The organism is Pseudomonas sp. WS 5027 (assembly GCF_012985695.1).
GTDB classification, from domain to species: Bacteria; Pseudomonadota; Gammaproteobacteria; order Pseudomonadales; family Pseudomonadaceae; genus Aquipseudomonas; species Aquipseudomonas hygromyciniae.
This window is the reverse complement of sequence record NZ_JAAQWU010000005.1, coordinates 239,257-252,379: the sequence shown is the minus strand read 5'-3', so window position 1 is coordinate 252,379 and position 13,123 is coordinate 239,257. Positions and strand designations below refer to the sequence as shown.

General features: G+C 61.4%; 11 protein-coding genes. 4 read left to right on the top strand and 7 right to left on the bottom strand.

Features of this window, described 5'->3' with window-relative positions:
* Window positions 1-2: 2 nt before the first annotated feature.
* Entirely contained in the window at window positions 3-1,424 is a 1,422-nt protein-coding gene (locus HBO09_RS09125) for an FAD/NAD(P)-binding protein (protein WP_169992870.1), read from the bottom strand.
* A gap of 402 nt (window positions 1,425-1,826) precedes the next feature.
* Between HBO09_RS09125 and HBO09_RS09120 the strand changes: the two genes are divergently transcribed.
* The 3 genes from HBO09_RS09120 to nfsB all read left to right on the top strand — a co-directional run bounded on the left by HBO09_RS09120 (window position 1,827) and on the right by nfsB (window position 4,740).
* Window positions 1,827-2,990 carry an L-dopachrome tautomerase-related protein gene (locus HBO09_RS09120; protein WP_169992872.1) on the top strand — a complete coding sequence of 388 codons (1,164 nt, stop codon included), beginning with the start codon at window positions 1,827-1,829 and terminating at the stop codon, window positions 2,988-2,990.
* A gap of 57 nt (window positions 2,991-3,047) precedes the next feature.
* Window positions 3,048-3,941, top strand: a complete 894-nt coding sequence (locus HBO09_RS09115) for a glycine betaine ABC transporter substrate-binding protein (RefSeq protein WP_169992874.1) — start codon at window positions 3,048-3,050, stop codon at window positions 3,939-3,941.
* Between the two features lie 145 nt (window positions 3,942-4,086).
* A complete protein-coding gene (nfsB, locus tag HBO09_RS09110) occupies window positions 4,087-4,740 on the top strand; it encodes an oxygen-insensitive NAD(P)H nitroreductase (protein WP_169992876.1) in 654 nt (217 codons plus the stop codon).
* 156 nt (window positions 4,741-4,896) lie between these two features.
* Here nfsB and HBO09_RS09105 read toward each other — a convergent pair whose 3' ends face one another.
* The 3 genes from HBO09_RS09105 to HBO09_RS09095 all read right to left on the bottom strand — a co-directional run bounded on the left by HBO09_RS09105 (window position 4,897) and on the right by HBO09_RS09095 (window position 8,541).
* Window positions 4,897-5,838, bottom strand: a complete 942-nt coding sequence (locus tag HBO09_RS09105; protein ID WP_169992878.1) for a p-hydroxyphenylacetate 3-hydroxylase reductase component — start codon at window positions 5,836-5,838, stop codon at window positions 4,897-4,899.
* A gap of 63 nt (window positions 5,839-5,901) precedes the next feature.
* A complete protein-coding gene (locus tag HBO09_RS09100; protein WP_169992880.1) occupies window positions 5,902-7,071 on the bottom strand; it encodes a p-hydroxyphenylacetate 3-hydroxylase oxygenase component in 1,170 nt (389 codons plus the stop codon).
* 378 nt (window positions 7,072-7,449) lie between these two features.
* Window positions 7,450-8,541: an NADH:flavin oxidoreductase/NADH oxidase gene (locus HBO09_RS09095; protein ID WP_169992882.1), complete on the bottom strand. Its 1,092-nt coding sequence runs from the start codon at window positions 8,539-8,541 to the stop codon at window positions 7,450-7,452.
* A gap of 58 nt (window positions 8,542-8,599) precedes the next feature.
* On the opposite strand from HBO09_RS09095, the gene HBO09_RS09090 reads away from it, so the two are divergent.
* The gene (locus HBO09_RS09090) at window positions 8,600-8,935 is read left to right on the top strand and encodes a helix-turn-helix domain-containing protein (RefSeq protein ID WP_169992884.1); all 336 of its coding nucleotides are present in this window, start codon (window positions 8,600-8,602) and stop codon (window positions 8,933-8,935) included.
* Window positions 8,936-8,953: 18 nt separating this feature from the next.
* Here HBO09_RS09090 and HBO09_RS09085 read toward each other — a convergent pair whose 3' ends face one another.
* The 3 genes from HBO09_RS09085 to feaR all read right to left on the bottom strand — a co-directional run bounded on the left by HBO09_RS09085 (window position 8,954) and on the right by feaR (window position 13,049).
* Window positions 8,954-9,808 carry a transporter gene (locus HBO09_RS09085; RefSeq protein WP_169992886.1) on the bottom strand — a complete coding sequence of 285 codons (855 nt, stop codon included), beginning with the start codon at window positions 9,806-9,808 and terminating at the stop codon, window positions 8,954-8,956.
* Between the two features lie 86 nt (window positions 9,809-9,894).
* Entirely contained in the window at window positions 9,895-11,994 is a 2,100-nt protein-coding gene (locus HBO09_RS09080) for a PQQ-dependent dehydrogenase, methanol/ethanol family (RefSeq protein WP_170060909.1), read from the bottom strand.
* Window positions 11,995-12,107: 113 nt separating this feature from the next.
* Window positions 12,108-13,049, bottom strand: coding sequence for a transcriptional regulator FeaR (gene feaR / locus HBO09_RS09075; RefSeq protein WP_169992890.1), 942 nt, complete (start codon window positions 13,047-13,049; stop codon window positions 12,108-12,110).
* Window positions 13,050-13,123 lie beyond the last annotated feature (74 nt).

Sequence of the window (13,123 nt, the reverse complement as noted above, 5' to 3'; positions counted from 1 at the left end):
ATTTAGAGTTGCGTTAACGTTGATGCCAACGCCTTAGCTTGCAGCGCCACATCCGTCACCGCCGTGCTCTCCCACCACATGCCGCGCAGCGGTGGGCCCATGGCAAAGAGTCGTGCACTGGCCACACCCTGCGCGTCCAGCACCGCGCCCGATGTATCGGCCGCAATCCCCAGCGCCAGCGGCCCGGGCTGGATCAAGCCTCGCGCCAACAGTTGCTGGGGCAACGGGCGGGCCACGCGGCGCCAGTCGTATTCGATCCCGCTGGAGTTGATCAACGCCGCCCCACTGACCTGGGTGGTGTGCTGTTCACCCCGACGGCGCAGGCGCAGAGTCACTTCGCCGTTCACTGTCGGTTCCACGCCCTGGAACGATGCTGCCTGGATACGCAGGCGCCCTTCCCCATGCAGCCGTGCCACCAACTCGGCGCTCAGCGGCGGCGAGCGATGGTGATGGCTCTCCCACCAGGGCCGAACGTGGCGCACGAACTGGCGTTTCTGGCGTTCGCTGGCCTGGCTCCATAAACGACCGATATGGGCGCGCACAGTATCCAGTGGTGCTTGCCAGTCGATACCCAGTGCCAGGGCGCTCTGGCATTGGCGGCGCACTGCACGCATTAACTGCAGCGGGCTGCGCAGGCTGTGATCTTCAGCGAGAAAGTCCGCCCAGGCCGGTGGTTGCCGACGCACATGAGGCAACAGGCCATGGCGCGAAAAAATCTCGATCGGCCCACGATGACCGGCCAGCTCCAGGGACACCACCGCATCGACCATGGTCAAGCCGGAGCCGATGATCAGCACCGTGGATTGTGGGTCCAGTTGCGTCATGGCGTGCACATCCCACGGGTCGACCGCCGCCGCATTCAAGCCGCTGGATTGGGTTTGTGGTGTGCGCGCCGCCGGGAACATGCCGGTGGCCAGTACCGCCTGGGCACCCTGCAGTTGTTGGCCATCATCCAGGGTCAGGTGTACACCGCTCGGGGCCACCTGCAGGTCGATCACTTCGGCGCGAACATGTTCCAGCGTCGACGTCGACCGCGCCCGGGCCTGCGCCAGGCGCTGTTGCGTGTACAGGCCAAAGATCCCTCGGGGTGGGAACAGCTCGCTGACAGGCACATGTTGCTGGTCCGATTCCGGCCAACCGCCAGCAGCGATGTAGTCGGTCAACCAGTGGGTCAAGTCATCGGGGTTGTCCGGGTCCACGCTCATGCGCGCGGCATTGCCATTAAGGGTGTGCCCCAGCTCCACCGCGCTATAGGCTTCGCCCCGCCCCAGCTCCGCGCGCGGCTCAATCACCAGGATCTGCCGTGTGCCAGGCAAGCGCAGCAACTGCACAGCCAGCATGGTGCCGCTCAGGCCCCCGCCGATGATCAGCACATCGGCGTTGCGGATGGCCTTTGTCGCCTGTCCGCGTTCGGTTTCACTCATGAAAATACGCCCTTATTGGTTGCCCGAATAATGCTCATGCCATCGCCTGCGCCGGCGTCAAGCCGCGTTCAGCGCGATGTGGATGCGCTATTTATATAGCCAGGCGCACTCCGTTGCACGAGTTACGCCAAGATTGAACCCCCCATGAGTCCTCACTTTGCGACAGACCAATAGGCATGCCACACACGGTTATTCAGCAAACTGTTTATTGACTGTTGGCTGGCCAACATTAGTGCGTGCAACCGCAGATTTACAGTGAACCGGCGCAAATCAAGGCTCAAACACCCTGCACTTTCTCGATTGCGATGAAACTGTTAGCGCCATTGGTGGGTTTTTCCATACACCGGGAACGCACAACATAAGTCGCAACGCGCCTTTGCCTGCTTATTTCCGGAGTTCTTCATGCACCTCAAGCATCCCTTTATCTGGTCGATCCTTGCCTTGACGATTGCCAGCAACAGCCATGCCGCCCAGAGCCAGCCGTTGCCCAGTGAGCAAACCATTGGCGCCATCGAGCAGGTGTTCGCCTTCCACGACGCCATGCCCACCGGCGTCAGCGTTACCGAAAACGGGCGGATTTTTGTCAACTTTCCACGCTGGGGCGATGCCGTGCCGTTTACCGTCGCTGAACTGCGCGATGGCAAGGTTGTGCCCTACCCTGACATGGCGATGAACCAGGCCGATCCGAAGGACCCGGCCAAGGGTTTTATCAGCGTGCAAAGTGTGGTGGCCGATGGTCGCGGGCGTATCTGGCTATTGGATACCGCCGCCCCCGGCTTCGCATCACCAACGCCGGGCGGTGCCAAACTGGTGGCCGTGGATCTGGCCACCAATCAAGTGGTCAAGACCCTGGTATTCCCGAAAAACGTGATGCTGCCCAGCACCTACGTCAACGATATGCGCTTTGACTTTCGGGTCGGCGATGAGGGGGTGATCTACATCACCGACTCCTCCCTCAGCGGCCCCGGGGCGATCATTATCATGGACATTGCCAGCGGCACCGCCATACGCCGACTCAGTGGCGCCACGTCGACCTCGGTAGACCCAAGCTTCGTGCCCAAGGTCGAAGGCCAGGTCTTGCAGGTGCGCAACGCCGACGGCAGCACCCGGCCGTTTGCGGTTGCGTCCGATGGCATCGCCCTGTCGGCAGACGGCCAGACGTTGTACTTCTGCCCGCTGTCCAGCCGCCATCTGTACTCGGTACCGACCGCACTGCTGCGTGATCCCTCGGTCAGCGAAGCGCGGCTCGATATGGCGGTCAAGGACCTTGGGGAAAAAGGCGCCTCCGATGGCCTCGAAGCCGACGCCGTCGGCGCCGTGTATGCCGGCGACTACGAACACAACAGCGTGCGCAAACGCCTGGCGGACGGGCAGTGGCAAACCATCGTCCACGACCCACAAGTGCTTTGGCCCGACACCCTGTCCATCGGCCCGGATGGCTACCTGTACTTCATGGCCAACCAACTGCATCGCCAGGGGATCTTTCACGCTGGCAAGGATCTGCGCCAGAAACCCTACAGCCTGCTGCGGGTGAAGATTGATGCCGCGCCGGCGCCCACGCGCTAGGCACTGGATCTGTCCTATTGGCGTCCTACGCCGCTCAATCACCGTGAAGGAACAACCATGGGTAAAACCACACCAAGGCGTCCGGGTAAAAAACTGCCTGTGACCCATCAAGACTTCGCCCGGGCCAACATCGCCAACGGCTCACGGCTTGTACGGCTGGGTGTCACCGACCTGTCGTTCCACCGCGCCACCGCTGCGGTAGTCGCCCAGGTCATGCAACACATGGGCCTGACCGTGGAGCGCCAATATGCCCTGCACGAGGACAACTTCAAGCGACTACGCGAAGGCACGATCGACATGATTGCCTCGGCCTGGATTCCGTTCAGCCACGGGATCTACAAGCAGACGATCGACGCGGTGACGCCCACCCGTGAGCTGGGTCTGCATTACCAGCCCTATGCATTGTGGGGTGTGCCTGACTACGTGAACGAGCATGAGGTGGCCTCCATCGAGGACCTGCTCAAACCCGCCGTGCGCGCCCGGATGAACCCGCTGATCCAGGGCATTGGCCCGGGGGCCGGGATTACTCGGTTTTCGCTGAAGATCATGGACGAGTACGGCTTGACCCGCGCCGGGTACCAGTTTCGTACAGGCACCCAGGATGACTGCATTGAGGCCTTTGAAGCCCTGTACCGCCAGCAGCGATGGGGCATCGTCCCGCTATGGCATCCACAGTTCCTGCATCACCGCTATCGCATCCGCGACCTCAACGACCCCAAGGGTTTGCTCGGCAGCATCGACCGCGCCGTGCTGCTGGCTCGCGAGGATCGCCTGGCGCTGCTGACAACCGCCGAGATCCAGGTGCTGGACAACATTCGCCTGTCGAACGCCATCGTTGCCGAGCTCGACGACGCCTTCAATCGCGGCGAACAGTCGGCTGACGAAGCCGCGAGCGACTGGTTGGCAAGACACCCTGAAACCTTGCGTGACTGGTTGGCGCCACTGGCCTGAACAGGCGTGTCATTCGATACATGTGACGAATTCTGAAAAAACGGCCCCCGTCCATCCCCGCACCCTAGGGATGGATCGGACATCCGACCCGCGTACCTGCGGCAACACACCAGCGGCTTTATTAACCAAGAATGGGGATTCAATGATGGACATGGTCACACTTTCCAAACGCCGTTACACCGCCAAACTCTTCGATGCTTCACGCAAGATTCCCAAAACCACCCTGGAACCGTTGCTGGAACAACTGCGCAACAGTCCCTCATCGGTCAACTCGCAACCCTGGCACTTTGTGGTCGCTGACAGTGAGCACGCCAAAGCACGCATTGCCAAAAGTGTGGAAGGTGCCTTTGGCTTCAACCAGGCAAAAGTCCTCGACGCCTCCCATGTGCTGGTGCTGTGTACCCGAACCCAGATGACCGAGGAGTACCTGCAGGCCCTGCTCAGTCAAGAGGCCAGCGATGGACGCTTTCACGACGAGCAAGCCAAGGCAGGCCAGGACAGAGGGCGACGCAATTTTGTCAACTTGCATCGCTATGACCTCAAGGACGTCCAGCACTGGATGGAGAAACAAACGTATCTGGCCCTGGGCACCCTGTTGCTAGGGGCTGCAGCGCTGGACCTTGATGCAACGCCCATGGAAGGTTTTGACAGCAAGCTGCTGGATACCGAACTGGGCCTGCGTGAGCGCGGGTTTACCAGTTCAGTTGTGGTGAGCCTGGGATATCGCAGCACCGAAGACTTCAACGCGCGCCTGGCAAAATCCCGGTTGCCTGCCCAGGTGCTGTTCGACTTTATCTGATCGCGGCGACAACTAGCCGGCCACGCGCATATCCCCTGTGTGTGTGTGGGCTTGCCCGCGATTGTGGTGTACCAGTCACAGAAATATCGACTGACCCACCGCTATCGCGGGCAAGCCCGCTCCTACAGGGGATAGGCTACGACGTTATCGTCATTATCAATGCTGGATCACCGCCTTGAGCACGGTCTTGAAGGTCTCCAACTGCTCATCGCTGAATTGGCTGAAGACCTTGTCTTGCTGCTCACGGGCGATGGTCCACAACGACTCGGTTTCATCGACGCCCTTGGTGGTGAGTTTGACCCGATCCTGATCGTCGCGTACCAAGGCCTTGCGCTTGAGGTTGTTGACCGCCTCTTCAATCTCCCGCGCTGGCATTGCTACTTCGCGTTGCAACTGGGCCAGGCTCAGGCCTGCGTCGTTCTCCAGCACCATCAGCATCCGCGCCTCACTGGTGCGCAGGCCGGTGGACAGCTGGCGGGGCTGGTAGCTGGACTGATAAGCCCGCAGCGCCTGGGTCATCAGGTAATAAAGGTTATGGCTCAGGCGGCCCTGGAAATGGCTGCTCGGTGGCTGGCCGTCCTCGCGTTTGGTCATGCGAGTGTGCGGCAACACCATGGAATAGGCGCCCTGGTGATACAGCAACGGCGAACGACCGCAGTCGTCGAACGCGACCACTTTGCCAATCATGATCCAGTGGTCACCCCCATCTACCTGCTGGTACTTCTCACACTCAAAACGTGCCGAACAGTCGGCCAGAATCGGTGCCCCACCCTCGCCGGCCTGGTACTCGACTTCGGCAAACCGGTCCTCCTTGGGCCGGGCAAAGTTGTTGGACAGGTCGATCTGATCGGCGGCCAAAACGTTCACCGCAAAGTGGCTGGCTGTCTCGAACACTTCATGGCTGGTCGAGCGCTTGTCGATGCTCCACAGGATCAGCGGTGGGTCCAGGGACACCGAGTTGAAGCTGTTGGCAGTCACCCCGACCTTGCGCCCGTGGGCATCAGCTGCGGTCACCACCGTGACACCGGTGGCGAAATTGCCCAGGGCGCGGCGAAATGCGCGGGTATCGACTGCGCTGCTTGGATTTTCAGTAGACATGCAAGACTCCCGGGCAGGCCGATGGCCCTGCCCTGATTGTTCTTATAGGTAAAGAGTGGTGGGTCAGACCATTGCCGGGTCCGGCTCCAGGCCCATCAGTTCACGCCCCAGGATCTGTGCGCAAACGTCGTAGTCGGTATAGGCATGCGCCCCAGTGAGGTGAGCGTCGCGGAACAGACGTTGCAGCTCGTTGGTTTCAAACCAGGCGCCGCCGCCCGCCGCTTCCATCAAGCGATCCACCGCCTGGATGCACATTTTGGTGGCGTAGCCCTGGTTGGTCCGCCAGAACGCCAGGGTGCCGCGACTGGGGTATTCATGGCGCTCGCTGTGCTCGGCGATCTCATCCCAGCTCTTTTCCAGCAACGCCCGTGCGGCAGCCACTTGGTGAGTGGACTCGGCCAGGCGCATCAGCGCTGGCGTCGCAGCGCCGACTGCCGCACCGGTGTAGGCCCGTACACGGTTTTTGGTTTTTTCGCGGAAGACGTCGAGCATGCGCTCGGCAATCCCCAGGCTGACGGTGGAGAAACCACTGGCAAAATACGGACGGTACGGCGCGAAGAAAATCTTGCTGTCGGGGTACAAGCCAAAGCCCGCCGACTTGCCTTCCATCATGTCCTTGGCCTTCTGGATGCGGTGCTCGGGAACGAAGGCCTGGTCGACGATCAAGGTCTTGCTGCCACTGCCGCGCATGCCCACGGCAAACCAGTCGTCACGAATCGTGTAGTCACTGCGCGGCAGCACGGCGAAGCAATAATCCTGGGTGCCTTCGGTGTTTTTGCGGCGAAAGCCCATGATCGCCCATTCGGCATGATCGCAGCCTGAGCTCCAGCCCATCTCACCGCTGAAGGTCACGCCACCGGGCACTTCTTCGGTACGCCCGAAAGGCGCGATGCTGCTGCTGGCGGTGGCGTCCGGATCGGTGCCCCAGACCTCGTCCTGCAGCTTTGACGGAAACATTGCCATCTGATGGCTGTGAGTACACAGCAGGCTCATGGCCCAAGCGGTACTTGCGCACGAGCCCGCCAACAGGGCGATGCACTGGGCAAATTGCGGCAGGGAGATTTCCATGCCGCCGTACTTTTTCGGCAGAAACGCCCGGTGCATGCCGATGCCCTTGAGCAGCGCGATGTTCTCGGCTGGCACGCTACGGTCTTGCTCGGCGGCGAAGGCATTGGCAGCAATGATCGGCAGGACTGACTTGAGGTCTTCCAGCAGAGGGTTTGGCTTTTTCATGGGTTGTCTCTTTATTATTGGATATCCCCATTCCTGGTGCGCCTGCGCCCTGTTCAAGCCAAAGGCAGAGTAAAACAACCGGGAACGTTCGTAATGACGCGACCAGTATGTGGCGCTTGGTCGCAGCGCAAAATGCACGTTCCAGATGGAAGATTGTACTTTCCATGGCCCACAAAAAAGCCGTCGCAGAAACTGCGACGGCTCGGCCGGGGTGGAACAAGATCCAATGGGCGCTGGCTTGTCTGCGATAGCTGTGTGTACCTGGCGGAAAAGTAGCGCCTGAACCACCGCTATCGCGGGCAAGCCCGCTCCCACACTTGACCGGGTTGGAATGCGCTCAAGGTGGGAGCTGGCTTGCCTGCGATAGCGTCGTGTGCCTCAGCGATAGCGCTCAAGCCAATGCGCATAAGGCGCCGGCAGGGTCCAGGAGGCCTTGTCCACGCCCAGTTCCTTGGCGGCGAAGTACGCCCAGTGCGGGTCGGCCAGGTGTGCGCGGCCCACGGAAACCAGGTCCAGATGACCGGCCTGCAGTGCCCCTTCGGCCAGTTGCGGCGTGCCGAAACCCCAGGCCGACGTGACCGGCAGACCGGCTTCGCGACGCACACGCTCGGCAATAGGCCCCATGAACGCCGGGCCCCAAGGGATATTGGTGTCGGGGATGGTGAAGCCAACGCTCACGCTCAACAAATCCAAACCGCCGTCCTTGAAGCGACGGGCCAGTTCAATGGATTCCTCCAGAGTCTGTTCGTCGCGCCCGTCATATTCGATAACGCCGAAACGCGCGGTCAGCGGCAGGTTTTCCGGCCAGACTTCACGCACGGCGGCGAGGGTTTCCAGCAGGAAACGGCTGCGGTTGTCGAAGCTGCCACCGTAGGCATCGGTGCGCTGGTTGGAGTGCTCGGAGAAAAAGCTCTGGCCCAGGTAACCGTGGGCGAAATGCAGTTCGATCCACTCAAAGCCCGCGTCGCGGGCACGGCGCGCGGCATCGACGAAATCCTGCTGCACACGGGCGATGTCTTCCAGGGTCATGGCCTGGGGGACTTTCGGCAGGTTCGCACCAAACGCGATCGCCGAGGGTGCCAGGGTTTGCCAGCCACGGGCGTCGTCGGCGGGGATATGGTCATCACCTTCCCATGGACGGTTGGCGCTGGCCTTGCGCCCGGCGTGGGCGATCTGGATACCGGGCACCGAGCCTGCTGCCTTGATCGCTTGCACCATGGGTACGAAGGCTTGCGCATGGGCATCGCTCCAGATGCCGGTACAACCGGGGGTGATCCGGCCTTCAGGGGCCACGGCGGTCGCTTCTACCACCACCAGGCCGGCGCCACCACGGGCCAGGCTGGCGAGATGGACGTGATGCCAGTCATTGACCATGCCGTCTTCGGCCATGTACTGGCACATCGGCGGGATAGCGATGCGATTGCGCAACGTAACGTCTTTGAGCGTAAAGGGTTCGAACAATGCAGCCATGGTAATGCTCCTGAAACGAGGGTTACGTCTGATTCGATAGTTCGATCTTAATCGAACTATGGTAATCAATGCCAGCCCTGTTATCATTCGCGCCATGCGAGCCTTCAAACACCCCTCCCCCGAAGACCTGACCCTCGAACGCCTGCTCTATGCGTTGAGTGACCCCGTGCGCCTGGACATCGTGCGTTGCCTGGCCGGGGTGGAAGAAGCCAGTTGTGGCGAGCTGGACGGCGGGCGTCCGAAGTCCAGCATGTCCCACCACTTCCGGGTTTTACGTGATGCCGGGCTGGTGCATACGCGCAGCGTTGGCACGACCCATATGAACTCGTTACGGGCCGATGTGTTGGCCGAGCGATTTCCGGGGTTGCTCGAGAGTATCCTTTCCCAACATTGAGACAGCTCCTAGATTTCGTCAGTAGAAATACGCCAGGCGAAACTGCAGCGAATTATCGATCTTCACCCCTTCGCGCACCGATGTGTCATGCATCAACTGCCCCAATACCTGCACCTGCTTGCCCAACATCGTGGCCACGGTAAAGCCCAGCGTGCCATTGCTGCGGCTGGTGGCCAGGGTTTCATGGTCGAGCGTCTCGCGGGCGCCCCAATTGTGGCGATAGGAGACCGCCGCGTAAGTCTCTGGGGTGAAGTTGTAGCGCAGGTGGTTGTGCAGTTGCAGCAGCGGATCTTTCTTGGCATCGGTGGCGCGCTGTTCGCCGTAGAACTCGGTCTCGGCAATCACATCCCAGGTGATTTTGTCGGTCAGCCCCTTGATATAGCCCACCTGGAAATCCAGGGCCCAGCGGTTGCTGCTCAGGGCAAAACCCTGGTTTTTGTCGCTGCCCGTGGGCGCGGTGACAAACGCCGACCAACCCAGATGCTGGTTGTTGGCCAGATCCGCAATGGTCCACACCGTGCCGCCAAACGTGATGTCGCCCAACCCCGAGTGGTTGCTGTCGCTGGCACCGATCTTCTGGTAGCCGAAAGGAATGACGATCTGCGGATCCCAGGTCAGCCCGGTGTTGAAGAACTCGGTGAAGTGGATCAGGCGCAACACGCCAACGGTCATGTCCAGGTCAAGGTTGTCGGCGACTTTCTTGCCGCCGGAGTACACCTTGTCGCCTCGCGGGTTCTGCTGGTACAGCACCACCACATCAGTGCCCTGGGGCAAGGCCGTGTAGTCGCCGGGATCGGGTTTGACGTCGGCATGGGCCAATGGCGCCAGGCTTGCGAAAAGTGTACTGAGGGTCAACGTGCTAAGTGTTTTCATGGCGAGTCCATCTTATTGTTATTGGAGGCAAAGCTTCGCCGTGACGACTCCACGGAGAGTCGCCAGACGTAGGTTTCAACGAGGGGTCAGTGGAGCGTCTTGAGATCGGCCTGCAAGTCCTGGGTCCGCTTGACCAGGTATTGGCGCAGCAGCTCCATGTCTTCGCGCTGCAGAATGTCAGAGAAGTTGGGCATGCCTTTATTGATCAACGCCCCACTGACAAAGGCTGGAAATGCCGCGTGCTTGTTGTCGTCCAGATAGCGCAGGTCTGGCACCACCCCACCGCTGATCGCGTTCAAGCCATGGCAACCGGCGCACAGGCCGTTGAACATGTCACGCGCCTGGGCCAGTTGCTCGGGTGTCGCCGAGAGTACCTGGCGGGTCGTCGGCAACAACGGCGCGGCCTTGGGCGGTGGCAGCTCGCCGGTGGCGCCGAGCTTGAAGGCAATCACCCGCGACTCGGCCCGCACCTTGCCCTTATTGGTCAGCGGGCCCGTCAACAGCGGCAGGATCCCGCCCCACCCCACCGAAAACGCCACGTACTGCTCGCCGTTGACCGTATAAGTGACCGGCCCCGCCATCACGCCGGAATTGGCCCGGTGCTCCCACAGTGGCTTGCCGGTATCGGCGCGATAGGCCACCACCCGCCCGTCGGCGGTGCCCTGGAACACCAGGTTGCCGGCCGTGGCGAGGGTGCCGCCGTTGCCGGCACTGACGTAGGGTTGTTTCCAGGCGGCTTTCTGCGTCACCGGGTCCCAGGCGATCAACTCACCGCTCCAGGCGTCACGGATCTGGTTGAGCACTTTCGGGTCCTCCGGCAGGTCCGGCACATCCAGGCCAAAGTTGACCACTGATTTGTTCGCCAGGAACTGCGGGGCCTTGGCCGCCTTCAATTCGGCTAGGGTGTACTGCGCCGGTATGTACACGTAGCCGGTCTGCGGGCTGTAGGACATGGGGTGCCAGTTGTGCCCGCCGAGGAAACTCGGCTGCACCACCTTCGGCTCCTTGGAATAGTCCGCCGCGCCGGTGAGGATCGGCCGCCCGGTCTGCAGGTCGATGCCACTGGCCCAGTTCACTGGCACGAAGTTGTTCGCTGACAGCAGTTTGCCGTTGGTGCGATCCAGCACATAGAAGAAGCCGTTTTTCGGCGCCTGCATGATGACCTTGCGCACGCTGCCATCAATCTTGATATCGGCGAGGATCATGTGTTGAGTCGCGGTGAAGTCCCACTGGTCCTGGGGCGTGATCTGGTAGTGCCAGACGTATTCGCCGGTGTCCGGGCGCAGCGCGAGGATCGACGACACATACAGGTTGTCGCCCTTGCCATTGCTGCGGAACCGGTAATTCCACGGCGAGCCGTTGCCGGTGCCCACGTAGAGCAGGTCCAGTTGCGGGTCGTAGGCCATCGAGTCCCACACGGTGCCGCCGCCGCCCCACTTGACCCAGCCGTCGCCATCCCAGGTTTTCATGGCCTTGGCCATCGCGGCGTTTTCCGCTGGCAGCTTGGGGTCACCCGGCACGGTGTAGAAGCGCCACACTTGCTTGCCGGTGTCGGCGTCATAGGCGGTGACGTAACCGCGCACTCCGAATTCGGCGCCGCCGTTGCCGATCAACACCTTGCCTTTGACGATGCGCGGCGCACCGGTGATGGAGTAGCTTTTGCTGCGATCAATGATGGTGTCGACGCTCCACACCGGCTCGCCAGTGCCCGCATCCAGCGCAATCAAGCGCCCATCAAAACTGCCCACGTAGACTTTGCCCTGCCACACCGCCACGCCGCGATTGACCGGGCCGCAGCAGCCCTGGCTGAGGTTTTCGGCGGGCACTTTCGGGTCGTATTTCCACAGCAACTGGCCGGTGGCCGCATTGATCGCATAGACGATGCTGAAGGCGCCGGTGGTGTACATCACCCCATCGACCACCAGTGGCGTGGCTTCGGTGCCGCTGTCGATATCCAGCTTGGTGGTCCAGACCATGCCCAACTGCCCGACGTTGCCGGCATTCACACTGTCCAGGGGGCTGTAGCGTTGCTCATCGTAGGTGCGGCCATGGCTCATCCAGTTACCGGGCTCCTGGTCGGCGGCGATGATCCGCGCCCCATCGACCTGGGCGGGCCCGGCCAAGGCCAGCGTGGCAAACGCGGTCAATAGCAGAGGCGTGCCCAACAGCAGGCTCCGTGTATTCATTGTTATTGTTCTCCAACATTAATCGGTTCTGGCCACGCTATTAGAGGGCCTGCCACCCGCGACCACTTGACTGAGGCTGCCAAAGCCCTTGGCATTCCCTGCCAAAGCGCTGCCTAAACCGGCTGCTGACGAAAGTCCCGGGGCGCATGTTGGAAATGCCGCTTGAAGGCCCGACTGAAATGCGCAGCGTCGACAAACCCCCACTTAAAGGCGATCTGGGTGATCGACTCATGCCGCAAATCGCGGGCGCGCAGGTCCTGCGCCACCCGCTCCAGGCGGCGCTGCTGGATATAGCGCGCAATGCTTTCATGGCGCTGCTCGAACAGCCGGTACAGCTGACGCACCGAGACATTCAGGTGCCGCGCCAGGTACTCAGGGCCAAGGTCGGTTTCTTGCAGGGAGGCTTCCACCAGGCGCGTGGCCAGGCCGTAAATATCATCATGACCCACACAGGCAAAACCCGGCTGGCCCTCGGCACGCTCGTCCAGGCCGGCAGCCGCCAGGCCGATCAAGGCCTGCTCCACGGCCGAGCCATCGTTCTCGCCGCCATAACCTTCACTCAGTTGCGCCTCCTCCAGGGAGCGCACCAGTGCACGAATCATATGGGTGGCGACGCTGTTGCGCGCCAGCTTGCCAAACAAGCGCTGCTGGCCGAGCTGGCGGGTAACCTCGGCGCGTGACAGGTGCACCGAGGTGTTCTGCACCAGCCCCTGGGGCTCGATCTCGAAGGCCTGGGCCGAGTCCACCAGGGCGATATCGTCCGGCCCCAGATCGATCACCCGGTGCTGCTGGCGGATGCGCTGATGGCCGCTGCCCTGCAGGATCAGAAAGCAGTGGCGGTCATCGTCGCCATCGCCGTGGGTGTGGTGGCGGCTGATCAGCCCGGCATTGGTACGGATGTGGGCCAACTCCAGGCCACACACATCCTGGCCATGGACGCTGCCGATAAACAGGCTGTGTCGATCTGAGCGCGCGGTGCTGAAATTGCCGCACACCGCACGCAAATCACGATTCCAATTGGCGAACTCAACGCAAGGGTTCAACAAGGCAGGCATACCCCCTCCCACAGACCATTTATAGTTATATTGTTAACATATTATCTATATAGGGTCAGCGCAAGCGTGGTATG